Annotated in this window: 26 protein-coding genes and 1 tRNA gene; 22 read left to right on the forward strand and 5 right to left on the reverse strand. The window is 63.4% G+C overall.

Features of this window, described 5'->3' with window-relative positions:
• Positions 1–125: 125 nt before the first annotated feature.
• The 3 genes from AC57B5_RS04040 to AC57B5_RS04050 all read left to right on the forward strand — a co-directional run bounded on the left by AC57B5_RS04040 (position 126) and on the right by AC57B5_RS04050 (position 2,115).
• Positions 126–485 (forward strand): PilZ domain-containing protein, encoded by a 360-nt coding sequence (locus AC57B5_RS04040; RefSeq protein WP_012205228.1) that lies wholly within the window; start codon positions 126–128, stop codon positions 483–485.
• Positions 486–568: 83 nt separating this feature from the next.
• Positions 569–1,381, forward strand: a complete 813-nt coding sequence (locus AC57B5_RS04045; protein ID WP_496398789.1) for a TatD family hydrolase — start codon at positions 569–571, stop codon at positions 1,379–1,381.
• Positions 1,372–2,115, forward strand: coding sequence for an ankyrin repeat domain-containing protein (locus tag AC57B5_RS04050; RefSeq protein WP_097202529.1), 744 nt, complete (start codon positions 1,372–1,374; stop codon positions 2,113–2,115). The genes AC57B5_RS04045 and AC57B5_RS04050 overlap by 10 nt, the downstream gene beginning before the upstream one ends.
• 45 nt (positions 2,116–2,160) lie before the next feature.
• Here the strand turns inward: AC57B5_RS04050 and msbA are convergent, their stop codons facing one another.
• Positions 2,161–3,978: a lipid A export permease/ATP-binding protein MsbA gene (gene msbA, locus AC57B5_RS04055; protein WP_034392846.1), complete on the reverse strand. Its 1,818-nt coding sequence runs from the start codon at positions 3,976–3,978 to the stop codon at positions 2,161–2,163.
• 189 nt (positions 3,979–4,167) lie between these two features.
• Here msbA and tolB point away from each other — a divergent pair, with 189 nt between their 5' ends.
• The 5 genes from tolB (at position 4,168) to AC57B5_RS04080 (ending at position 7,860) form a co-directional block, all read left to right on the forward strand.
• On the forward strand, positions 4,168–5,487 hold the full coding sequence (gene tolB, locus AC57B5_RS04060; protein ID WP_013802697.1) for a Tol-Pal system beta propeller repeat protein TolB: 1,320 nt from the start codon (positions 4,168–4,170) through the stop codon (positions 5,485–5,487).
• 77 nt (positions 5,488–5,564) lie between these two features.
• On the forward strand, positions 5,565–6,107 hold the full coding sequence (gene pal / locus AC57B5_RS04065) for a peptidoglycan-associated lipoprotein Pal (protein WP_013802696.1): 543 nt from the start codon (positions 5,565–5,567) through the stop codon (positions 6,105–6,107).
• Positions 6,107–6,889 (forward strand): tol-pal system protein YbgF, encoded by a 783-nt coding sequence (ybgF, locus tag AC57B5_RS04070; RefSeq protein WP_496398790.1) that lies wholly within the window; start codon positions 6,107–6,109, stop codon positions 6,887–6,889. Before pal ends, ybgF begins: the two co-directional genes overlap by 1 nt.
• Positions 6,889–7,716 carry a tRNA threonylcarbamoyladenosine dehydratase gene (locus AC57B5_RS04075; protein ID WP_063326315.1) on the forward strand — a complete coding sequence of 276 codons (828 nt, stop codon included), beginning with the start codon at positions 6,889–6,891 and terminating at the stop codon, positions 7,714–7,716. Before ybgF ends, AC57B5_RS04075 begins: the two co-directional genes overlap by 1 nt.
• Before the next feature lie 68 nt (positions 7,717–7,784).
• Positions 7,785–7,860 (forward strand) — tRNA-Lys (locus AC57B5_RS04080).
• 48 nt (positions 7,861–7,908) lie between these two features.
• Here the strand turns inward: AC57B5_RS04080 and AC57B5_RS04085 are convergent.
• Positions 7,909–8,403: a tyrosine-type recombinase/integrase gene (locus tag AC57B5_RS04085; RefSeq protein ID WP_496398791.1), complete on the reverse strand. Its 495-nt coding sequence runs from the start codon at positions 8,401–8,403 to the stop codon at positions 7,909–7,911.
• Between the two features lie 177 nt (positions 8,404–8,580).
• Here AC57B5_RS04085 and AC57B5_RS04090 point away from each other — a divergent pair, with 177 nt between their 5' ends.
• Positions 8,581–9,621 carry a hypothetical protein gene (locus tag AC57B5_RS04090; protein WP_496398792.1) on the forward strand — a complete coding sequence of 347 codons (1,041 nt, stop codon included), beginning with the start codon at positions 8,581–8,583 and terminating at the stop codon, positions 9,619–9,621.
• 13 nt (positions 9,622–9,634) lie between these two features.
• Positions 9,635–10,309, forward strand: a complete 675-nt coding sequence (locus AC57B5_RS04095; protein ID WP_496398793.1) for a hypothetical protein — start codon at positions 9,635–9,637, stop codon at positions 10,307–10,309.
• A 254-nt stretch (positions 10,310–10,563) separates the two neighbouring features.
• Here AC57B5_RS04095 and AC57B5_RS04100 read toward each other — a convergent pair whose 3' ends face one another.
• Positions 10,564–10,971, reverse strand: a complete 408-nt coding sequence (locus AC57B5_RS04100; protein WP_496398794.1) for a hypothetical protein — start codon at positions 10,969–10,971, stop codon at positions 10,564–10,566.
• A gap of 1,149 nt (positions 10,972–12,120) precedes the next feature.
• On the opposite strand from AC57B5_RS04100, the gene AC57B5_RS04105 reads away from it, so the two are divergent.
• The 3 genes from AC57B5_RS04105 (at position 12,121) to AC57B5_RS04115 (ending at position 13,453) form a co-directional block, all read left to right on the forward strand.
• The gene (locus AC57B5_RS04105) at positions 12,121–12,495 is read left to right on the forward strand and encodes a hypothetical protein (protein WP_496398795.1); all 375 of its coding nucleotides are present in this window, start codon (positions 12,121–12,123) and stop codon (positions 12,493–12,495) included.
• A gap of 208 nt (positions 12,496–12,703) precedes the next feature.
• Entirely contained in the window at positions 12,704–12,907 is a 204-nt protein-coding gene (locus tag AC57B5_RS04110) for a hypothetical protein (protein ID WP_496398796.1), read from the forward strand.
• Between the two features lie 366 nt (positions 12,908–13,273).
• Positions 13,274–13,453, forward strand: a complete 180-nt coding sequence (locus tag AC57B5_RS04115) for a hypothetical protein (protein WP_496398797.1) — start codon at positions 13,274–13,276, stop codon at positions 13,451–13,453.
• A gap of 780 nt (positions 13,454–14,233) precedes the next feature.
• Here AC57B5_RS04115 and AC57B5_RS04120 read toward each other — a convergent pair.
• Positions 14,234–14,584 carry a hypothetical protein gene (locus AC57B5_RS04120; protein ID WP_496398798.1) on the reverse strand — a complete coding sequence of 117 codons (351 nt, stop codon included), beginning with the start codon at positions 14,582–14,584 and terminating at the stop codon, positions 14,234–14,236.
• Positions 14,585–14,620: 36 nt separating this feature from the next.
• Here AC57B5_RS04120 and AC57B5_RS04125 point away from each other — a divergent pair, with 36 nt between their 5' ends.
• The 9 genes from AC57B5_RS04125 to AC57B5_RS04165 all read left to right on the forward strand — a co-directional run bounded on the left by AC57B5_RS04125 (position 14,621) and on the right by AC57B5_RS04165 (position 20,053).
• On the forward strand, positions 14,621–14,917 hold the full coding sequence (locus tag AC57B5_RS04125; protein ID WP_047327690.1) for a hypothetical protein: 297 nt from the start codon (positions 14,621–14,623) through the stop codon (positions 14,915–14,917).
• A 10-nt stretch (positions 14,918–14,927) separates the two neighbouring features.
• On the forward strand, positions 14,928–15,326 hold the full coding sequence (locus AC57B5_RS04130) for a hypothetical protein (protein ID WP_496398799.1): 399 nt from the start codon (positions 14,928–14,930) through the stop codon (positions 15,324–15,326).
• Positions 15,327–15,330: 4 nt separating this feature from the next.
• Entirely contained in the window at positions 15,331–16,242 is a 912-nt protein-coding gene (locus tag AC57B5_RS04135; RefSeq protein WP_496398800.1) for a carbohydrate-binding protein, read from the forward strand.
• Complete coding sequence (locus AC57B5_RS04140; RefSeq protein WP_496398801.1) at positions 16,239–17,489, forward strand: hypothetical protein; 1,251 nt, start codon at positions 16,239–16,241, stop codon at positions 17,487–17,489. Before AC57B5_RS04135 ends, AC57B5_RS04140 begins: the two co-directional genes overlap by 4 nt.
• 20 nt (positions 17,490–17,509) lie before the next feature.
• Entirely contained in the window at positions 17,510–18,196 is a 687-nt protein-coding gene (locus tag AC57B5_RS04145; RefSeq protein WP_496398802.1) for a hypothetical protein, read from the forward strand.
• An 8-nt stretch (positions 18,197–18,204) separates the two neighbouring features.
• Positions 18,205–18,717, forward strand: coding sequence for a hypothetical protein (locus AC57B5_RS04150; RefSeq protein WP_496398803.1), 513 nt, complete (start codon positions 18,205–18,207; stop codon positions 18,715–18,717).
• A gap of 69 nt (positions 18,718–18,786) precedes the next feature.
• Positions 18,787–19,083 (forward strand): hypothetical protein, encoded by a 297-nt coding sequence (locus tag AC57B5_RS04155; RefSeq protein ID WP_496398804.1) that lies wholly within the window; start codon positions 18,787–18,789, stop codon positions 19,081–19,083.
• Positions 19,080–19,550: a lysozyme gene (locus AC57B5_RS04160; protein WP_496398805.1), complete on the forward strand. Its 471-nt coding sequence runs from the start codon at positions 19,080–19,082 to the stop codon at positions 19,548–19,550. The genes AC57B5_RS04155 and AC57B5_RS04160 overlap by 4 nt, the downstream gene beginning before the upstream one ends.
• The gene (locus AC57B5_RS04165; protein ID WP_496398806.1) at positions 19,547–20,053 is read left to right on the forward strand and encodes a hypothetical protein; all 507 of its coding nucleotides are present in this window, start codon (positions 19,547–19,549) and stop codon (positions 20,051–20,053) included. The genes AC57B5_RS04160 and AC57B5_RS04165 overlap by 4 nt, the downstream gene beginning before the upstream one ends.
• On the opposite strand, the gene AC57B5_RS04170 is transcribed toward AC57B5_RS04165, so the two are convergent.
• Positions 20,050–20,370, reverse strand: a complete 321-nt coding sequence (locus tag AC57B5_RS04170) for a hypothetical protein (RefSeq protein ID WP_496398807.1) — start codon at positions 20,368–20,370, stop codon at positions 20,050–20,052. The genes AC57B5_RS04165 and AC57B5_RS04170 overlap by 4 nt on opposite strands.
• Positions 20,371–21,077: the final 707 nt, after the last annotated feature.

Raw genomic sequence — 21,077 nt, forward strand, 5'->3', positions numbered from 1 at the left:
CGGGGCGTGGCGGCAGCGCAGCTGGGTGCTTTTCGCCACATGAAAGCCCGTCCTGTTAACCTACGGCCCTGGGCCCGGTGCCGATCGCGCCGGCCGCTCACCGAACCAATGTCTGCAAACCATCCATGAGCACCGCACCCACCACACCCCGTCCCAGCGTGATGCAACTGGCGATCAAGGAAAAGGCCGCGCTGTACGCCGCCTACATTCCCATGTTCGCCGAAGGGGGCGTTTTCGTGCCCACGCAGCGTGAGTACCGTCTTGGCGATGATGTCTACGTGCTGCTGACCCTGCCCGACGAGCCGCAGCGCTATCCCGTGGCCGGCCGCGTGGCGTGGATCACGCCCGCGCGCGCCTCGGGCAACCGCACGCAGGGCATAGGCATACAGTTCCCCAAGGACGAGAAGTCCGCCGAGCTCAAGGCCAAGATCGAGAACATCCTTGGCTCGGCCCTGGCCTCGGACAAGGCCACGCAGACGGTCTGAGTCCTGCGCCTGCCTCTGCCCGCATGCCGACACGGAGGAAATGCTCTCCGGTCGGCATGCCTGTTTCTGAACCACGAGATTCCATGTTTACCGATTCCCACTGCCATCTGAATTTCCCCGAGCTGCAAAGCCGCCTGCCCGAGATCCGCGAGGCCATGGCGGCCGCGCGCGTCACGCGTGCGCTGTGCATCTGCACCACGATGGAGGAATTCGGCGATGTGCACCAGCTGGCGCTGGACCACGACAATTTCTGGGCCACGGTGGGCGTGCACCCCGATACGGAACACATGACCGAGCCCAGCGTGGCCGACCTGGTCGAGCGCGCCGCCCTGGCGCGCGTGGTGGCCATCGGCGAAACGGGACTGGACTACTACGGCATGGAAGACCGCAAGGGCGGGCGCACCATTGCCGACCTGGAATGGCAGCGCGAGCGCTTTCGCGTGCACATCCGCGCGGCGCGCCAGACGCAAAAGCCCCTGGTCATCCACACGCGCAGCGCCTCTGATGACACGCTGGCCATCCTGCGCGAAGAAGGCGAGGACGGCTCGGCAGGCCAGGCCGGCGGCGTGTTCCACTGCTTCACCGAGACCATGGAGGTCGCGCGTGCGGCGCTGGACCTGGGCTACTACATCTCCATGTCAGGCATCGTCACCTTCAAGAACGCCCAGCACCTGCGCGACGTGGCCGCCTTCGTGCCGGCCGACCGCCTGCTGATCGAGACCGACAGCCCCTACCTGGCGCCCGTTCCCTATCGCGGCAAGACCAACAATCCGTCCTACGTGCCTTACGTGGCACAGCAGATTGCGCAGGTGCGCGGCATGGCCGTGGAGGACGTGGCGGCCCTGACCAGCGCCAACTTCGACCAGCTGTTCAAGGGGGGTGTCGCATGCGACTGAATGCTGCGGCCAGTGGCCGCGTGGGCATGGGCGTGGACGTGCACCGGCGCCACTGGCTGGCCCAGGCCGGCCAGGCCGTGGTGGCCCTGGCCGCAGCCAGCGGCGGGCTGGCGCATGCCAGCCAGTACGACGACTATGTGCGCGCCATCATCAGCGACAACGAGCGCGCCATGGTCAACCTGATCTTTCGCGGCTTCGACCCCAACACCCGCGACACGCGCGGCCGCCCGGGCCTGGTAGCGGCCCTGCACCAGGGCTCACTGGGCGTGTTCGACGTGCTGCTCAAATCCCCGGGCATCAAGGTCAACGAGGCCTCCCAGCAGGGCGAAACGCCGCTGATGATGGCCTGCATCAAAGGCCACCTGGACCTGGCCAAGGAACTCATACGCCGGGGCGCCGATGTCAACCGCCCTGGCTGGACACCGCTGCACTACGCCACCTCGGCCGACCTGCCCAAGACGCTGGACATCGTCAAGCTGCTGCTGGACAACAGCGCCTACATCGACGCCGACTCGCCCAACGGCACCACCCCGCTGATGCTGGCCGCCCAATACAGCAGCGAAGCCGTGGTGGACCTGCTGATCAAGGAGGGCGCCGACGTTGTTCTGCGCAACCAGCGTGGCTTCACCGCCGCCGACTTTGCCCGGCAGGTGGACCGCCAATACATGGTCGACAAACTCACCAAGGCCATCAAGGCTGAGCGCAAGACCCAGCCTTCGCGCGGGAGCTGGTAGCCGCAGGCCAGGCGAGTGGCACTGCCGGTGCTGCCGCTGTCCACATCAGGTTGTGTGATTCCTGCTCAATCGGGCGTACAGGCCGTCCCGCGCCAGCAGCTCGGCATGCGTACCCTGCTCGGCAATGCGGCCGCGCTCCATCACCACCACGCGGTCGGCATGCTCGATGGTCGAGAGCCGGTGGGCGATGACCAGGGTCGTGCGGCCCTGCATCAGCCGCGTCAGCGCCTCCTGCACCAGGCGCTCGGATTCGTTGTCCAGGGCCGAGGTGGCCTCGTCCAGGATCAGGATGGGCGCATCCTTGTACAGCGCCCGTGCAATCGCCAGCCGCTGGCGCTGGCCCCCCGACAGCTGGCTGGCGTTGTGGCCCACCACCGTCTGCAGGCCGTTGGACAGGCCGCGCACGTGGGTGCCCAGATTGGCGGCATCCAGCGCGGCCCACAGCTGGGCCTCGTCTTCCACCCCGCCCAGCGCCACGTTGGCGGCAATGGTGTCGTTGAACATCACCACGTCCTGGCTGACCATGGCGAACTGCTGGCGCAGCGCGGCCAGATCCCATTCGGGCAAGGGCGTTCCGTCCAGCAGCAACTGGCCGCCCGTGGGCTGCAAAAATCGTGGCAGCAGGTTCACCAGCGTGGTCTTGCCCGCGCCGGAGGGGCCGACCAGGGCCACCACCTCGCCCGGGCGCACGCGCAGGTCCACATGGCTCAGGGCGGGTGCCTTGTCCTCGCCAAACTGCACGGACACGTCGCGCAACTCGATCTCGCCGCGCGCCTTGCCGGGCACCTGCGTGCCGCCGGTCTCGTCGCCCGAGCCCTCCAGCAGATGCAGGCCCCGCTCCAGCGCCGCCACGCCACGCGTGATGGGGTTGGCCACATCGGCCAGGCGGCGGATAGGGGCAATCAGCATCAGCATGGCCGTGATGAAGGCCGCAAAGCTGCCCACCGTCACATCCTGCACATTGGCCGCAGCAGCGCCCGTGCCCCGGCTTTGCCACAGCGCAATGCAGATCACGGCCGACAGTGCGGCGGCGGCCAGCAACTGGGTCAGCGGCGTCATGGCCGCCGAGGCGATGGTGGCCTTGATGGCCAGCTTGCGCAGCTGCCCGCTCAGGCCGCCAAAGCGCTTTTGCTGGCCCTGTTGCGCGCCATGCAGGCGCACCATGCGGTGGGCCAGAACGTTCTCTTCCACCACATAGGCCAGGGAATCGGTGGCCTCCTGGCTGATCTTGGTGATGCGGTACAGGCGGCGCGACAGCGTCTTCATGATCCAGGCCACGCCCGGCACCACGGCCGCCACCACCAGCGTCAGCTGCCAGTTCAGATACAGCAGGTAGCCCAGCAGCGCCACCAGCGTGAAACCGTCGCGCGAGATGCCCAGCATGGCCTGCACCAGCAGCGTGGAGCCGGTCTGCACCTCATAGACCACGGTATTGGACAGCGATGAGGCCGACTGGCGCGAGAACAGCGCCATATCGGCCGCCAGCAGCCGCTCGAACAGGCGCTTGCGCAGCGCCAGCATGCCCTCGTTGGCAATGCGCGCCAGCGCGTACTGGCCCACGAACTGCGACAGGCCCCGCACCAGGAACACGCCGATGATGGCCAGCGGCACCGACCACAGCGGCAGCGTGCCGTCGGTGAAGCCGCTGTCCAGCAGCGGCTGCAGCAGGGCAGGGATCAATGGCTCGGTGACCGCGCCCACCAGCGTGGCAGCCACGGCCAGCGTCCAGGCCAGGCGCTGGCCACCAAAGTAGGGTGACAGGCGCTTGAGGCGCTGCGACAGGGTCAGGGTGCTGGCGAGATCAAGGGCCGCCGGTGCGGCGGACGGCGCAGGGGCCGGCGGCGGTGAGGATGGTGCTTGCATGACGCGCGGATTTTACGGCGGGCTTGCCTGGGGCTGCCTCATGGGGAACTGATGCGGCTGCCGGGGATCGAGAAAGCCTGGGCCGACAGACCCTACAGTGCACGTTCTTACATCGTGACGCATCCAGTGTGTGTAACATTCGCACCTGTGCAAGTACCGGGGTCTTCCCGTAGATATTGATGAATGCCAATGACTATTGACCGACTCCTTTCTCCCTCCTCCCTGGCGGCCGTGCCGCGCACTTCGCGCCGAACCCTGCTGGCCGCTCTCGCCTCAACCCCCGCAATTCCCGCGCTGGCCCAGTTCCGCGTCGAAGTGACGGGCGTGGGCCTGACCCAGTTGCCCATCGCCATTGCAGCATTCAAGGGAGAAGGGCAGGCGCCCCAGAAAATCTCGGCCATCATCCAGGCTGACCTGGAGCGCAGCGGTCAATTCCGCGCCGTGGACACGGCCGGCGTCCAACTGGACGAAACCTCGCGCCCCGACGTCGCCATGTGGCGCCAAAAGAGCGCTGACTCGCTGGCCGTGGGCAGCATCACGCGCCTGGCCGATGGCCGCTACGACGTGCGCTTTCGCCTCTGGGACGTGGTCAAGGGCCAGGACCTGGGCGGCCAGGGCTTTGCCGTCACCACCGGCGACCTGCGCCTGGTGGCCCACCGCATCTCCGACTACATCTACGAGAAACTCACGGGCGAGAAGGGCGTGTTCTCCACGCGCATCGCCTATGTGACCAAGGCAGGCAGCAACTACCGCCTGTGGGTTGCCGATGCCGATGGCGAGAACGCCCAGTCGGCCCTGTCCAGCCCCGAACCCATCATCTCGCCCGCCTGGTCGCCCACCGGCACGCAGCTGGCCTACGTGTCCTTCGAGTCGCGCAAGCCCGTGGTCTATGTGCACGATGTGGCCAGTGGCCGCCGCCGCCTGGTTGCCAACTTCCGGGGCTCCAACAGCGCACCGGCCTGGTCGCCTGACGGCAACTCCCTGGCCGTCACGCTCAGCCGCGATGGCGGCTCGCAGCTGTACCTGATCAGCGCCCAGGGCGGCGAGCCGCGGCGACTGATGCAAAGCAGCGGCATCGACACCGAGCCGAACTTCTCCAGCGATGGCCGCTCCATCTACTTCGTCAGCGACCGTGGCGGCGCCCCGCAGATCTACAAGGTGCCGGCCTCGGGCGGCAGTGCGGAACGCGTCACCTTCACCGGCAACTACAACATCTCGCCCAGCGTCAGCCCCGATGGAAAGTGGCTTGCCTACGTCTCGCGCGTGGGCGGCGGCTTCAAGCTCCACGTCATGGACCTGGGGACCGGCACAGTGAATGCCATCACCGACACCACGGCCGACGAAAGCCCCAGCTTCGCCCCCAACAGCCGCCTGATCGTCTACGCCACCCTGCAGCAGGGCCGCGAATCCCTGATGACCACCACGCTCGACGGCAAGATCAAGGCGCGGCTGGCAGGGCAGGGCGGTGACATCCGCGAGCCCGACTGGGGTCCGTTCCAGCGCCAGTGACAGCCGGCTTCCCCGATTTCTTTTCAGTCAACCAGTCAACTCAGCACGAAGTCCACCCGGACATACGGAGATTTTTCATGATCACCATCAAACGACTTTCCCTGGCACTTGCAGTCACCGCACTCATGGCAGGTTGCAGCTCGGGCGTCAAGCTTGACGAAACCCCGGTCACCGACGCGGGCGCCACCAGCACGGGCCAGGGCAGCGGCGCTGGCACCGGCAGCACCTCGCAAAGCGGCATCTCGGGCGTGGACCTGACCGGCTCGGCCGCCGACAAGGCAGGTCCCCAGGGCGTCAGCCGCGTCGTCTACTTCGACTTCGACAGCTACGTCGTCAAGGCCGACGCCCAGCCTCAGATCGAAGCCCATGCACGTTTCCTGAAGGCATCGTCTGCACGCAAGGTGCAAATCGAAGGCCACACCGACGAGCGCGGCGGCCGCGAATACAACCTGGCCCTGGGCCAAAAGCGCGCCGAAGCCGTGCGCCGCTCGCTGGGCCTGCTGGGCGTCAGCGATGCGCAAATGGAAGCCGTGAGCTACGGCAAGGAAAAGCCTGCCTCCGAAGGCCATTCCGAAGACGCCTACGCGCAAAACCGCCGCGCTGAACTGTCCTACCGTTGATGAACATGCAGCGCTCCCCGATCCTGCATCGCACCGCGCTGCGCACGCTGCTGGCGGCCGGCCTGATGGCCGGCTTCGCCGCCAGCGGCCATGCTGCACTGTTTGGCGATGACGAGGCGCGCCGCGCCATCCTGGAAATGCGCCAGCGCGTCGACAGCATGCAGCAGTCGCAGCAGCGCATGACCGAGGAAAGCTCGCAAACGCGCCGTGGCCTGCTCGAACTGCAGTCGCAGATAGAGCAGCTCAAGTCCGAGCAAGCCAAGCTGCGCGGCCAGAACGAGCAGCTGCTGCGCGATGTGGCCGAGCTGCAGCGCGGCCAGCGCGACATCGCCAAGGGCGTGGACGAGCGCCTGCGCCAGTTCGAGCCCGTCACGGTGACGGTGGACGGCCAGGAATTCGCAGCCGACCCGGCAGAGAAGCGCGACTTCGAAGCCGCGCTGGCGCAGTTCCGCGCAGGCAGCTTTGCCGAAGCCGGCGCGGCGTTCTCGTCCTTCCTGAATCAGTGGCCCAAGAGCGGCTACGTGCCCTCGGCACGCTTTTGGCTGGGCAACGCGCAGTACGCCAATCGCAACTACAAGGACGCGATCACCAACTTCCGCGCGCTGCTGGCAGCAGCCCCCATGCACGGCCGGGCGCCGGAGGCGGCACTGTCCATCGCCAACTGCCAGATCGAGATGAAGGACACCAAGGGCGCGCGCAAGACGCTGGAAGACCTGATCAAGGCCTATCCCAATGCCGAAGCCACGGCTGCGGCCAAGAACCGTCTCGCCAGCCTCAAGTGATGAACGACACGGTCTCTTCATCCCTCCCGGAAGAAGACAAGACAGCGCCTGAAGCAGGCGCTGTTTTTTCTGATGCCGACCTGCAGCGCCGCTTCGGCGGCCTGGAGCGCCTGTATGGCGTGCCGGGTGCCGCGCGCATCCGCGCCGCGCACGTCGTCGTGGTGGGCATCGGCGGCGTGGGCTCCTGGACCGCCGAGGCGCTGGCGCGCAGCGGTGTGGGCGAGCTCACCCTCATCGACATGGACCATGTCGCCGAGTCCAACATCAACCGCCAGATCCACGCGCTCTCCACCACCGTGGGCCAGGCCAAGATCGAAGCCATGCGCGAGCGCATCGCCCAGATCAACCCCGCCTGCCGCGTGCACTGCATCGACGACTTCGTTGACCCGGACAACTGGCTGCGCCTGCTGCCCCCGGGCGCCGACGCCGTCATCGACGCCTGCGACCAGGTCAAGGCCAAGACCGCCATGGCAGCCCATGCGCGTGCCACGCGGCAATGCTTCATCTCCGTGGGTGCAGCGGGCGGCAAGCGCCTGGCTCACAAGGTCGATATCGACGACCTCAGCGCCACCACGCACGACCCGCTGCTGGCCCAACTGCGCTACCGCCTGCGCCGCGAGCACGGCGCACCCAAGGAAGGCAAGCGCATCGGCATCGCCTGCGTCTTCAGCCGCGAGGCCGTCGCCCCGCCCGATGCCTCTTGCGCCATCGAAGGCGACGGCACGCTCAACTGCCACGGCTACGGCTCGGTAGTGGCCGTCACGGCCACCTTCGGCCAGTGCGCCGCAGGCTGGGTCATCGATCAACTGAGCCGCATCAAGAATTGAAGCGTAAATTTTGGTGCTAGAATCTATGTCTTCGCTAAGCAGCATCTGATGCATGCAAAGCGTGGTTCGGGTCTTTAGCTCAGTCGGTAGAGCAGCGGACTTTTAATCCGTTGGTCGCGAGTTCGAATCTCGCAGGACCCACCAACAAACACGCGGAAGCCGCGCTATCGTAAAGGTAGCGCGGCTTTTGTTTTATTCCCACTTTGGGAATAGAGGTCGGCTCAGGGACTGCCGTTTGGAGACCTTCGAGCGGTCGTAGACCCGGGCCGTGGTGGCCGAGCTGGCGTGAAGCTCGGGCAAGGCTCCATACCGTGCCTTGTGCTGCATGGTGTAGTACGCCCGCAAGTCGTGGAAGGTGAAGCGCCGGCTGATCACCTTGGTCTCCAGGGCCTCGACCATGGCCCGCTGCCAGCCCGTGGTGAAGCCCGATTCGGGGAGCGGGCTACCGTGCTGGTTGATGAAGACGTGCAGCGATGTCTCGGGACGCGGCAGCTGCAGCAGCCTCTTGGCCAGGTCCAGCATGGCCGGACCCATGGCGATGTTTTCCGCCCGCTTGGTGCCGCCGTGTTGCTTTGCGCGCATCAGCCGGATCTCGCCGGCCTGCATGTCGATCTGCGGCACCTGCAGGGCCAGGAACTCCACACGGCGTGAGCCAGCCAGGGCGGCGAACCCCTCGACCTGGCTCAACGCGGGTCGTTGGGACGACGAAGAGGGCGTGGGACAAGCGGGGCAGGGCGACAGCGAGAGCCGGCCCCGCTGGGCTCTGCAGGCCGGCTTCGAGAACCGCTGGGAGGCGGAAAACGCGGGTTGTCGTGAGCACAATGCGCACCAATTCCGCGATGGCCACCGCGCGGAGGTGACCGCTTGAACGCCGCCGAACTCAGCCAGCGCATGGCCTCTGACGCCGCGGCGATTGCGCAGTACCTGCTGCCCAACGGCAAGCGCAAGGCCGGTGAGTGGGTGGCCGGCAGCATCAACGGCGAGGAGGGCCAGTCGCTTTCCGTTCGCCTGACGGGCACCAAGGCCGGCGTGTGGAAGGACTTCGCATCGGGTGAGGCCGGCGATCTGCTGGACCTGTGGGCCGCCTGCCGCAGCCAGTCCATCGGCGAAGCCATCCGCGAGGCGAAGCAGTACCTGGGCATCCGCGACGTGATGCCCGAGCGCGAGAAGAAGACCTTCAAGCGCCCGGCAAAGCCGCAGTGCCAGGCCGCCAAGGCCGGCGTCAAGGAGTGGCTCAACGGCCGGGGAATCACCGACGAGACCATTGCTGCCTTCCGGGTGGCCGAGCAGATCCGCGGCGGCAAGACCTACGCCGTGTTTCCGTACCTGCGCAACGGCGAGCTGGTCATCCGCGCAAGGGTGCGGACGAGTCCAAAGGGCCTGGAAAGCTGGACGTTGCCGGGTCTTCCAAGATCACCGACGGCGCCGACAACGTGTTCACGGTCTGGAGCGCGCGCAAGGACGAGAACGACGCCGGCCACGACCCCGACAAGCCCGACGCCAAGCTGGAGCTGCAGAAGCAGCGCAACGGCGATGTGCAGCACTACAGCCAGTACCTCTGGTTCAACAAGGCCGCTCAGCAGTTCGCCACGAACAGCCGGCGTTGCGCCATCAACTACGTCCCTTTCTCAACCCAGGAGCCAAAAGATGAATTCGCTGACCAACCCTGATGGCGCTGTCCCGAACCTTGCGGCTGGCCATGTCCTGCTGTGGAGCCAGAGCCAGTGCGCGCTGCATATCGAGCCCCTCTTGGACATGCTGACCAAAAACCGCAGGGCGTGCGCAGCTGACCATTCCATGGACTACGTGCCTCTGACCATCGGCACGCGCGAGGAATGCGACGCGGCGGCAAGCCGGCTCTGGCCAGTCCTCAACGAACGCCGCAGCGGCACCCCATCCCATTGATCCAGAAGACCGTATGACAACAGAAGCACCAACCACACTCGCTGCTGAGCGGCCCAACGTCATCGAGCGCCTGACGAGCGCGAGCACCAGCAGCGACCTGTCCGTGGACCTGGAGAAACGTGGCGATGCGGACTACCTGATCGCCGCTGGCATCCAGCGCGCAGGCCTGGGCCGGCTGGTCCAGCAGCTGATCTGCGAATGGGACCGCCGCGAGAAGCCGCGCCCGCTGACCGAGGAGCAGCTGCAGCGCGTGGCCGAACAGCTTCCGCGAAAGAGCAGGGGGCGTCTCGATATGGTGGGCGCCCGCGTGGCCGAGGGCCGGTGGCACATGGAGCGCCGCATGCAGATCCTGACCAGCCTGCCGCAGTACGCCCGCCTGGTGGACGCGCACGCCGGGTTCCTGCCCTGGGTGCTGGCGCAGGGCATCAAGGACGCCCGCGCGAAGCTGACCGACGTGCTGCTCTGGTGGTGCGACAGCAAGTGCCCTGGCTGCGGAGGCGTCAAGCTTGGCGAGATGGCGATCTGCGAGACCTGCAAAGGCTTCGGCGAGCGCGAGGTGCCGCACGAAGCCGAGGGCCAGCTGATCTCCGAGCACATCGCCAACCATGTGGACCGCGCACGCTCGGGCACCATCGCAGCCCTCAAGCGGATGAAAGGGCTGAAGGTGGTTGCAGCCGGGAAAGGGTGATGTATACTGCGTACCTAGAGCGCAGGCGCCAAAGATTCCGCACGCACTCAACCCGTTAAATGTACCCGGGCGGTGAGTCTGGCAAGACAGATGAGAGATGGGGAAGCACGCCCCTGCAGATCACAAGCCCGCAAGGTTCACGCTTGCGGGCTTTTTCATTGGCCGCTGATCCAGCCGGGCAGTGCCTGAGCGGGTTGGTGGAACGTGTTTAGTCAGTCACCCAAAGACAAGTGATCGAGCGCGGTAATCCTTGCTTACATCTTTTTGTCTTCAAGGCGTAAGCCCTTTGTTGTGAGAAGGCGTTGGAAGCTCATGGCGAACTTGACATGTTGATGCAGGGAAATCCCCTGAAATCCACAACCCAGGCCGTGTTGGTTGCTCTCACGCTGAGCTTTGGCGCCGCTGCCTTCGCACAGAGCGCTGCGACCCCACGCGTTGACCAGCGTGAAGCCAATCAGGAAACGCGTATAGGCCAAGGCGTGGCATCGGGCCAACTGACCGCGCGTGAAGCGACGCATCTTCAAAAGCGTGAAACTCGCATCCAGTCCAATGAGGTAGCCGCCAAGGCCGATGGCAAGGTGACCGGAGCCGAGCGCCGCCAACTGCACCGCGAGCAGAACAGGGCCAGCAAAGCTATTCACCGTCAGAAGCAAGATCGCCAAGTGACTACGCCAGCCGGCTGAACCAACGGCTAACCGAAATGAGAAAGCCCGTCAGGTTCGCCAGCGGACTTTTCCATTCAGGTCACGCAGATCAAGCGCGTCGGTTACGTCTTGAGATCACCAACCCAGCCGCACCGAGCAGAGCGGACAGAGTGAGCAACCCAAGGACTGAGTTGGATGGCACGGATGCAGCTGCAATCGCGGAGGCGGGGGAGGCTGTGAAAGCCGTGCGTGGACCGTATGCTCTTGAGGTTCCGCCCCCGCCGCCGCCCGCGTTCGTGCAGAAATCCGTGGTGCCAACTGGGCTTTGGCCAGTTTGCAGACACCCGCCGTTATGCATGAGTTCTGTGACGGGATTCAAGGACATGTAGGAGACTCGATCTCCAAGCGTGTGGGGAGCTGTACCAGTCAGCCAACTCTGAATAGAAATGAGGCTGGCTTGGAGATCTCCTGTGGATGAGGTATTGACGAAGAATCCACTAATCCGGCTATTTGGGTTGCTGCTGGAGTAGGTGTTTATTCCATCTGTGAAGTGGTAGTGTGTCACCTTGTCTGACACATCAACGCTCCAAGTGTTCGGCGGGATCCTTTCCGAAGTGACAAAGTAGCCTGACACCTTGGAGGATCTCGAATAGTTCTGGCAAGGCCCAGCTGGGCACGACGTGTAGTCGAACGTTCCGAAAATAGATGTCTCAACAGCCGTGTAGGTAACTGGTTGAGCGTTAGCGATGGATGTAAAAAAAGAAACTGTCGCGATGGCGCACAAGCTGTCGAGAATTTTCATGGGTCTTTGTTTCTATAAGTAACTACTCATTCTAAGCAGCAAGTGTGACCATCCTTGCCCAGCGACTCGAAAAGTTGGCGTCATCACGCAGGCCGGTTGGTGGGCACGCGCCATGGGGTGGCCCGCCCCGAGAGTGCGCTGCAGATAGTATCTGCAGGGGCCAGCCGGTCTCCGTGATGGTGAATGCGGAGCCTAATCCGCCACACTGGTTCGACGCGACGCCGAGAGGCGCCCCAGACAATCAATCGCGTCACGCGCCTTGGATGTTGCGTGCGCCGTCACAAGAGGTAAGAGTCCCACAACCAGCAGGGCTGTACGAGAAAGAAGGGGGTGCCCAAACTGACACCCCCTCGGTCGAGTCACGAGTGCGCAAGCTCTACCAGCGCCACGCCGATGAGTTCCGCAAGGACATGACAGCACTGATCCGCATGCAGACCGGCGGCGGCATGCAGGAAGTGCGCGTGTTCAGCCTGCGCGGCTGCCACCTGTTGGGCATGTTCGCGCGCACCACGGTTGCCAAACAGTTCCGCTCCTGGGCGCTGGACGTGCTGTATTCTCAGCTGAACGAGGGCAAGGGATGGCAGCAGGAATTCAACAAGGCCTGGATGGAGTACACCAGCGAAAAAGCGGTGGCCAGCCTCTGCGGAAAGGGCCTTCGCCGGTGGCGCGACAAGAGCAAGCCTCTGATGAAGAGGGTGACTTCCGCTGCGGATAAGGCCCAGATCCTTCTCCCTCTCTGATTTCTCGCCTGGAAACGAGTAGCCCGCTTCGGCGGGCTTTTTAGTCGCGGCCTTGGCCTATCGGTCGGGCATCAGCCTTCAAAGCTGAGGAGCCGGGTTCGATTCCCGGAGGCCGCTCCAGTTCGCCACCGCTCGGGCGCATCCACCACGCCTCACACGCCAGGGACGCCTTGCCCGCAGCGGTGGCACCTATTCACAGGAGAGCGCCATGACCCCGCGCGACCAAATCCAACAGCACGCTCAGACCGCCGCTGCCAAGATCCGCGATGCGATGACCGAGTTCTCCAACGCCACGGGCATGCGCGCCAGCGTGGATGTGGGCTGGGTGCAAGAGCACCGGCTGGAGTCGGCCGCGCCCGCTCACCATGTGACCACCGTCCGGCTGCGCATTGATGACGAAGCGAGTATTTGACATTGGGCAAATGCGCGGCTGAGTATTGATATTTGCACTGCCTTGAATGACTGCAAACAGGCCATATTTCCTCACTGCCAATGTCGGCTGAAATGAGAGGAAAACATGGAGCGGAAGATTGTGCAAATTGCCTGTTCAGAAGCGTCTCCGCGCAATTCGGTTGCGTTGTTCGCACTCGCATCGGACGGGACCTTGTGGCGGAAGATGACGCACCCTGCAGACACGCCGCAGACATTCCCTTGGATTCAAATCCAGCCATTGCCCGAATCCGACGATTCGGATGAACCGCTTCCTTTCACTGCAGGTTAAGCGTGTAACTGCTTTTTTTATCCACCTTCGGGTGGCTTTTTCATTTGAGGGCCAGGCATGCTGAAGCTCCAGACCTTGAAGAGCACGCTGCCCGTGCTCGACACCCGCCGCGTGCAGACGATGCAGGCCGGTAGCTGGCGCACCAGCGATCAGACGGCGGCCCAACGCGGCTACGGCTACAAGTGGCAGAAGGCCCGTGAGCAGGTCCTGCGCGAGCACCCTCTGTGCGTGATGTGACAGGCGCAGGGAAGGGTTGAGGCGGCCACGGTCGTTGACCACGTCACACCGCATCGCGGGGATCAGTCGCTGTTCTGGCGACGCAGCAACTGGCAGCCGTTGTGCGCGTCCCACCATAGCCGCGACAAACAAAGAGAAGAACAGAGGTTGGGCTGATTTAGTTTCGGGGGCGGAGACAAGCCCCGCCCCTTACTTCTAAAGCAGCTTGAACAGGATTGCCAGGAACAGGGCGCCGGGAACCGACACGCTGATCTTCAGCTTTCCATACTGCACACTGAGCTTGATCATTTGGATTGATTCCGTGTGATCGTCAGCGGGCCCGCCAACTTCATGAGGGTCGGCATTTTTATCGTGCCTTGCCGGGCACTAGCTTTCCGTCTGCCTAGGATGACTTCCAGCTTTCGGCTGAAGATCGTTTGCAATACGCTTACTGCAAAAAAGGCCTCGGGCACACCCCGACACAATCGATCTCTTCACCTTGAGCAGCCCGAGTGGCTGCCCCGAGCTTTCTCAGGGCCCTAATCCAGTGACAGCATCACGCTGGCACGGGAGTGGCGTGATTCTAGCTGTTGAGTTGATGAACAGGTGATAGGACGCGATTTATCTCTGAGGGTGCTTGGATGGGGTTGTCGCATTGCGCCATCCGCACCTGCGGCCCTGGGGGCGCCGGCCGACCCTTCGCGGGGCAGGGGGTGGTCAAAGTCTGCAGACCTCGCCGGCCTAGACCGCCCTGTTCCGCACGCGCAAGAAATTTCCCCCTATTCAAATAATTCAAATGGGTCATTTCCGCCGCTTGGACATGAGGTCTTTAACAAGGGCTACTCCACCTGTGACGATGGTGCTTAAGGGTTCGTCCCGGCAGTACTTGTCCATCCATGCTGCAACCGTGGCTCCCGAGGGCAGATCGAGTTCTTCTCCTCGTGGCGTTGCCGTTACATAGCCAGAGACGTAGCTCCAAAGCCATAGCTTCATCACCTGTTCATCTTGTGAACCTGTTTGTCTTCGGGACTCGATCCAGTTCCTGCATTGATAGTGCTTTTCGCTAGGAATCACGATCTGCCCTGCGTAGCCACTGGCCGATGCCGACAGCAGGAGGAGGGGAATCATGCGCCGGATGGTTGTATGAAGCATTTGGGTCTGATCGCATTTAGTTGGGAGGAATGTTAAATGAGCGGAGTCAAAGGGCGCAGCGGCGGCGCGCGTCCAGGCGCCGGCCGTCCATCGAAAGAGCCCGCATACCTGAACCTGAGCGTCACCTACGACGAGCCCGCCAAGTTCCTCAAGGCGGTGATGAACGACAGCGGCACCGAAGCCAAGCTGCGGATTGACGCTGCGAAAGCGCTGCTGTCCGCAGAGGTCCGTCGCGGCGAGAACGGCGGCAAGAAGGCCGCCCGTGCAGGCGCTGCAGCCACCCGGGCGAAGAGCGGGAAGTACGCATCGGCCGCGCCGCCGAACCTGCAGTAGGAGGGGCCGAATGCCTGAATGGTCTACCGCATGCGTTGACTGGGCTGAGCGGATCCGGGAGGGGCGCTCAATCATCCCGCCGCCGATCTTCCCTGAGGAGGCCGAGGCGGGCCTGGCCGTGATGCGTGATCTGCGCATCGTGGACGCCCCGGGCAGCCCGCGCATGGCTGACGCCTGCGGGCCGTGGATCTTTGATCTGGCCGCAACCATCTTCGGAGCCTACGACGCCCAGAGTGGCCGCCGGCTCATCAAGGAATGGTTCGTGATGCTGCCGAAGAAGAACTTCAAGTCCGGCTTGGCGGCAACCGCGCTCAAGCAGGCCAGATCGTGCGGCTGCAGGGCCAGATCGCGAAGCTGCTGCAGCGCTGGGAAGGCGACGGACTGCCGGGACAACGAAAAGAAGAGGTGACCACATGAACCAGTTGAGCGTCGTGAAGCCGCTCGTTGTCACGCCTGCGATGCTTGTGAGTACGGATGTGCCCGAGGCCGACTATCCGGAGTGGGCCTCGGGCACGGCCTATGCGAAGAGTGCCCGCGTGATCGTGGCCGCGCAGCACAAGGTCTACCAGAGCACTGCAGACGCCAACACGGGCAACAACCCCACGATTCCGGCGGTAGAGCCGAAGTGGCTTGAAGTCGGCCCGACCAACCGCTGGAAGGTGTTCGATTCATCGAATTCCACCCAGACGGCGCAGGCCAACAAGATCACGTACCGGTTGCGACCTGGCCAGTCCATTCCGGCCCTGGGTGTCCTCAACATCCGGGCCGGCGTTGAGATCAAGGTCACCGTCTTTGACGCCGGCGGGGTGCAGATCACGCAGCGCGTCATTCGACTTGCGCGCTACCCGGTGTCGCCGTCTTGGTGGGTCTGGAACTTCGGTGAGAAGCGCGCGCCGACGCAGGCCCTGATCACCGATCTGCCTTCCTATCCGACGGGAGAGATCCTCATCGAGATCACTGGCACTGCTCAGTTGGCTGTGGGCGTAATCCTGCTCGGCACCGTCCGCCGCTTTGCGCTGGGCGTCAAGGCCGGCGCGCGCGTGGGCATCCAGGACTACTCGCGAAAAGAGCGTACTGAGTTCGGCGACACGGTGCTTGTGGAGCGCGCTTTTGCGAAGAGGGCGTCGCTGCAACGGCTGCTCACGGCATCCGAAGTGGACGCGCTCAACGACTTCATGGCCGAAGTGCGCGCAACAGCGTGCCTTTGGATTGGCTCCAGCCGCTACGAATCGACCACGGTCTACGGGTTCTACAAGAGCTTCGAGATCGCAATTACCTACTACGACTACTCCGACTGCGAGTTGGAGCTCGAGGGCTTGACATGACCGACATCATTGCACCACCGACCATCTCGGCATTCCCGCCTGCGCCACAGCCGACGGACACGCCCACGGAGTTCGACGCAAAGGCATTTGCCAAGGTCAATGCCGATGTTGCATTCGTTCCCCAGGCAAATGCGCTGGCGACCAACGTCTTCAGCAATGCGACTGCTGCTTTCGAGCGCGCGGCAATTGCCCAGGCTGCAGCGTCTGCCGCATCGGGCAGCGCCTCAGCGGCGGCAGGGAGCGCGAGTGGAGCCAGTGGCAGCGCGTCAGCGGCAGCCAGCAGCGCGAGTACTGCCTCCTCTGCTGCGGGCACGGCCACAGCAGCCCTGACCGCGATGCAGGTCATGTACCTGGGCAGCAAGGCGGTCAACTCGCACCCGGCGACAGACAACATGGGCAATCCGCTCCAGGCCGGCGCCCTGTACACCAACACGGGCACGAATGCTGCGCTCAACAAGCGAGGCTGGTGGTGGGATGGCGCGGCCTGGCAGCTCGCCTGGGGCGACATCACGGGCGTCTACATGCCGATCACGGGCGGCACGTTCACTGGGCACATCAATGTTCCGGCTGGAGCGACTGGCAACCAGGCGCCGCGTGTCAGCGAGGTTTTCAAGAAAGCTCCAGACGCGTTTGGCAAAACCAAACCCATGGGTGAGCTGGATGTGGGATACGCCCTGTTCACGACGACCTCTGGGCGCGGCGGGGACTGGCCAGCGGAAACCTATGACGACCCGAACCAGGCCTGGCTTGTCGAGACGACGGGTGGAGCAGGGCGGGCCAAGCAGGTTGCAACGCAGCTGCTCACGACAACGCCCATGACTTCGACTACTGGCCGCATCCAAGGAAGCACCTGGCAGCGTTCGCTGGAGGGGACGACCTGGGGCGCATGGGACCGGGTGATCACTTCGCGTACTGCAATGGATCAGCAGGTGACTGTCAATGTGCCAGCCGGCACAACGACGTACACCCTCGACCCAAATCTGGGCGGGTCACACATCGTGACCATCAATGGCAGTTGCACGTTCAATTTGCCCGCAGGCCGTCAATACGGTGATCAGGTTGCGCTTGATGTCGTCAGTGCGGGAGCGATCCGCCCAATCAGCTTCTCGGCAAATGTCGCGCCGCCTCGCGATGGGACTGGCGCGCAATTGCCATTCCCTACGTATTCGACAGGGGCAGTTGTCTCTTTCCTTTTTCGTTGCATTTTGGTCAACCGTTGGGAATGCTATTACGCGGGGGTGCACTGATGTTCGCGCGGAGTTTGATGATGGCCAGCGGGCAACGGCAGATAACAGTCACTATCACCGCGAGTGTGCGTAGCCCAGATATCGCGGCACTTGCTACCGCGCAGGGGTGGCGCGGCACTGAAAACATCACTCTTGTGATCAATGCCGGGGTGGATGTGGCCACGCTGCAGATATCGGGCATTCCAGACGACCGGCTGCACATCATAAACAACGGTCGTATCGGCGGGGTGCTGAATAGCGGCACTGGCTTGTACACCCGCATCCGAATCCTCGTCACAAATAACGGCACGATATTCGGCGGCGGGGGCGCGGGTGGTCGAGGCAGCTCCGCAGGCTATTCATACCTAGGGGGAACAAGCGATACAGCCCAGTGCGGAGTAGGTGGTAATGGCGCAGGATTTACTGCATCTGCAGCGGTATCAATGGTCGCCAGAGACACAAGCCCCGCGCCGACGAGCGGATCGTATGTTAGCTACTCCGGCGCCATTTTTCCTGGCGACACTCGCCCATGGGCTCAGGGCGGCTTTGGCGGGTCCGGTGGGACTATTGGAGTTGCTGGAGCGAGCGGCGAAAACGCATCAAGTGGGGGAACTGGTGCGACAGGCCCTGTCCCTGGGAGTCCGCCCGCTGCAGCTGGCTACTACCTCGACGGTAGCGCATACGTCACCTGGCTCGCAACCGGCACGCGCCTCGGTCGCGTTATTTGAGGATCAACATGTACATCAACACGGAAACCGGGCAATACCCGCTGAGCGTCGCTCAGATCCAGGAATTGCACCCGCTCACGATGATGGCTCAGCATCTGGAGTGCTATGCGCTCGTTGAGCCACCGGACACGCCGCCCCATGACGCGGACACGCACAAGCCTGTCGAGGTCGATCCCGTGCAGGTCGATGGCGTGTGGCGGCAGCAGTGGTCTGTCGTGCCGCTGTCCGAAGAGGAGTTGGCCGAGCTGCAGCGTCAACGTGAAGCAGCTGCCGCCGCGCTGATCCCGAAATCCTGCACGCGCCGGCAGGGGCAGCTCGCACTGCTCACCCATGGGGTGCTGGACGATGCCGAAGCGGCTATCGCCGCGATAACGGACCCCGTGCAAAAGCGCGAGGCTCAGATCGAGTACGAGGCCGATACCTGGGAGCGCGCCAACCCGTTTTTGCAGAGGCTGTGGGCGCAGCTCGGCGGCACGCCGCAGTCGCTCGATGAGGCCTTCACGCTCGCTGTGACGCTCTGATCAGCCACGACCAACTACCAACCCGCTTCGGCGGGTTTTTTCATGCCCACACAGCCTCGAGGAGGGCCAATGCAAGACGACTACGGCGATGCCATCAACACGCAGACAGCGGCTGCGATCAATGCACGACTGGACGAGGGGGACGCGCGGATGACCTGCATGGAGCGGGAGCTTGTAGCGAACACGGCGGCTACCGAGCAGGTGCGAGCGAATACGGCCGACCTGGTGGAGGTGTTCCGTGCCGCGCAGGGAGCATTCCGCGTCCTGCACTGGATCGGCAAGGCTGCGAAGCCGCTGGGCTACATCGCCTCGGCCTGCGCCGCCTGCCTGGGCTTCTGGGCCGCGCTGAAAGGACACCTGAAATGAGCAACAAGGCCAAACTGATCGCTGCCATTGGTGCCGCTGCGGCGGCTCTGGCCGTGCCCTTGGTCGCAAAGTACGAGGGAACGGTGCAGACCACGTACCGTGATCCCATCGGCATCATCACCGCGTGCACGGGTCACACAGGCCCCGAGCTGGTCATGGGCCAGACGTTCACGAGCGAGCAGTGCGAGGAGATGCTCTACAAGGATCTGTTCAAGCACTCGGCCGCGCTGGAGTGCATCAAGGCACCGCTGACGGACGGTCAGAAGGCCGCACTCCTGAGCTTCGCATTCAACGTGGGCAACGGAGCGTTTTGCTCCAGCACGCTGGCGCGCAAGGCCAATGCGGGCGACATGGTGGGTGCCTGTGCGGAGCTGAGTCGCTGGACCTGGGCAGGGAGCAAGCAACTGCCGGGCCTGGTCAACCGGCGTACGGCCGAGCGCCAGTTGTGCGAAAGGGGGCTGTCGTGATCCCCGCGTTCTACACCCACCTGGGCGCAGCCATCGTGGCCACCGTGCTGGCATGGCAGTTCCAGGGCGCGCGCCTGGGCGCCAAGCTGTCCGAGGCCCGACTCGAAACCACCACCCAGCAGCTGACCATCAGAACAGCCCAGCGCGAGGCCGACGCCCGCATGCGCAGCGCCGAGCAGGCCATGAACACCAAATACCAAGGAGCTCTCAATGCCGCCCGTGACCGCGAGGCGCTGCTGCGCCGTGATCTTGACCAGCTGCGCGCTGTCTCTGACGGCCTGCGCGAGGAATCCGCAGATGCCGCCCGCCGACTTGCCAGCGCTCCCCCCGCAGCCGTCATTGAGTACGCCACTGCCCTCGGAGTCGTATTTGAAGACTGCTGCGCAGCGTATGGGGACATGGCAGCAAAGGCTGCAGGGCACGCAACTGATGTCCAGACCCTCGGTGCCGCCTGGCCCGTGATCCCGAGCCGTCGGAGTAACAATACCAGCAGTCAGTTCTAAGCCTCTAATCCGTCTCCGGCCGGCTTGCATCGGCGGCAGTACGCAAGCGGTCGATTAAATTCAGCTTGGCAATATTGCTCGAGATCCCTCAGTTCGCTGGCGCACAGCTTGTAGTAGGCGCCAGTCGTAAAGTTCTTGTTCTTCTCTGCGGAGAGTTGCCTGTCTCTGACCCTATGGACCATCGGGTACTGCTTCATGCTGTGCCTCTTGTCGATGTTCACAACAAACCCGGTTGGGTGCTTCAAACGCCAGGCCAAGTAGTCGCCTTCGCTGGTGGCGCTTTGCCTGCTGTCGAATTGCTTTACTCGATCTGTCATGATGTGCCCTGCTCCTGAGTTTGACTACTTATGCATTGTGCTTGTGCGTCAAAAAGACGCCTGCGAGCGGCTCCCGCAGACCGGCCCGAAACCAAGGAAGTTGAGCAGCTAGTTCAGGGATCTAGCAGACTCAGGTGGACGCATGGCAGAGCGCGGTGCAGACATTGCACGCGCGGCTGATGGTCACGCCGCTGAGGCCGCGCTGATGCGGGATGCGTGGTCGAAGGTAGCGCGCTGACCGACGTTCGTTACTTCTGAGCCGGAAGTAATGGAATGCTTACTATCAGCGAGAGCCTATGATCACAAGAGAAAGTGACTGCTAAACGTCTGAGCTAACCAGACTACTCTGATTTTCGAGCAGACCTGATTGAGAGAAAAGTTAGTCGGTGATAGCGCATAAATTGACAGATTGCGATCAGGAAGAAAATAATTCCAGCATGATCAACGGCGATTTGATTATATTGAATTGTTCCATCACCGTTGCCGCCTAAGCAGATATGCTTCGTATACGCTTGGCATAGCTCCCATTCCCAAGAGCGAAAGATTGGGTAGACTACGGGGAGAGCTAACATTCCGACTCGGTCTCGGCGCGCGGACGGATTAATAAGAAAGTTACGTGTGAATTTCCAAAATTTACACTTGTGTTTTATATTTTTGCGCGACAGAGGAAAGATTACGTACAGGACAAACCAAACAACACAAGCAAA

Source organism: Delftia sp. BGA-UO-ETr-SB1 (assembly GCF_059567865.1).

Coding starts and splice junctions, on each gene's coding strand:
- AC57B5_RS04040 (WP_012205228.1), top strand. CDS start 126: ATGAGCACCGCACCCACCACACCCCGTCCCAGCGTGATGCAACTGGCG.
- AC57B5_RS04075 (WP_063326315.1), top strand. CDS start 6,889: ATGAACGACACGGTCTCTTCATCCCTCCCGGAAGAAGACAAGACAGCG.
- AC57B5_RS04110 (WP_496398796.1), top strand. CDS start 12,704: ATGACCCCGCGCGACCAAATCCAACAGCACGCTCAGACCGCCGCTGCC.
- AC57B5_RS04140 (WP_496398801.1), top strand. CDS start 16,239: ATGACCGACATCATTGCACCACCGACCATCTCGGCATTCCCGCCTGCG.
- AC57B5_RS04120 (WP_496398798.1), bottom strand. CDS start 14,584: ATGCTTCATACAACCATCCGGCGCATGATTCCCCTCCTCCTGCTGTCG.
- AC57B5_RS04160 (WP_496398805.1), top strand. CDS start 19,080: ATGAGCAACAAGGCCAAACTGATCGCTGCCATTGGTGCCGCTGCGGCG.
- AC57B5_RS04050 (WP_097202529.1), top strand. CDS start 1,372: ATGCGACTGAATGCTGCGGCCAGTGGCCGCGTGGGCATGGGCGTGGAC.
- AC57B5_RS04135 (WP_496398800.1), top strand. CDS start 15,331: ATGAACCAGTTGAGCGTCGTGAAGCCGCTCGTTGTCACGCCTGCGATG.
- tolB (WP_013802697.1), top strand. CDS start 4,168: ATGACTATTGACCGACTCCTTTCTCCCTCCTCCCTGGCGGCCGTGCCG.
- AC57B5_RS04145 (WP_496398802.1), top strand. CDS start 17,510: ATGGCCAGCGGGCAACGGCAGATAACAGTCACTATCACCGCGAGTGTG.
- AC57B5_RS04155 (WP_496398804.1), top strand. CDS start 18,787: ATGCAAGACGACTACGGCGATGCCATCAACACGCAGACAGCGGCTGCG.
- AC57B5_RS04150 (WP_496398803.1), top strand. CDS start 18,205: ATGTACATCAACACGGAAACCGGGCAATACCCGCTGAGCGTCGCTCAG.
- AC57B5_RS04125 (WP_047327690.1), top strand. CDS start 14,621: ATGAGCGGAGTCAAAGGGCGCAGCGGCGGCGCGCGTCCAGGCGCCGGC.
- AC57B5_RS04045 (WP_496398789.1), top strand. CDS start 569: ATGTTTACCGATTCCCACTGCCATCTGAATTTCCCCGAGCTGCAAAGC.
- AC57B5_RS04095 (WP_496398793.1), top strand. CDS start 9,635: ATGACAACAGAAGCACCAACCACACTCGCTGCTGAGCGGCCCAACGTC.
- pal (WP_013802696.1), top strand. CDS start 5,565: ATGATCACCATCAAACGACTTTCCCTGGCACTTGCAGTCACCGCACTC.
- AC57B5_RS04130 (WP_496398799.1), top strand. CDS start 14,928: ATGCCTGAATGGTCTACCGCATGCGTTGACTGGGCTGAGCGGATCCGG.
- ybgF (WP_496398790.1), top strand. CDS start 6,107: ATGAACATGCAGCGCTCCCCGATCCTGCATCGCACCGCGCTGCGCACG.
- AC57B5_RS04170 (WP_496398807.1), bottom strand. CDS start 20,370: ATGACAGATCGAGTAAAGCAATTCGACAGCAGGCAAAGCGCCACCAGC.
- msbA (WP_034392846.1), bottom strand. CDS start 3,978: ATGCAAGCACCATCCTCACCGCCGCCGGCCCCTGCGCCGTCCGCCGCA.
- AC57B5_RS04115 (WP_496398797.1), top strand. CDS start 13,274: ATGCTGAAGCTCCAGACCTTGAAGAGCACGCTGCCCGTGCTCGACACC.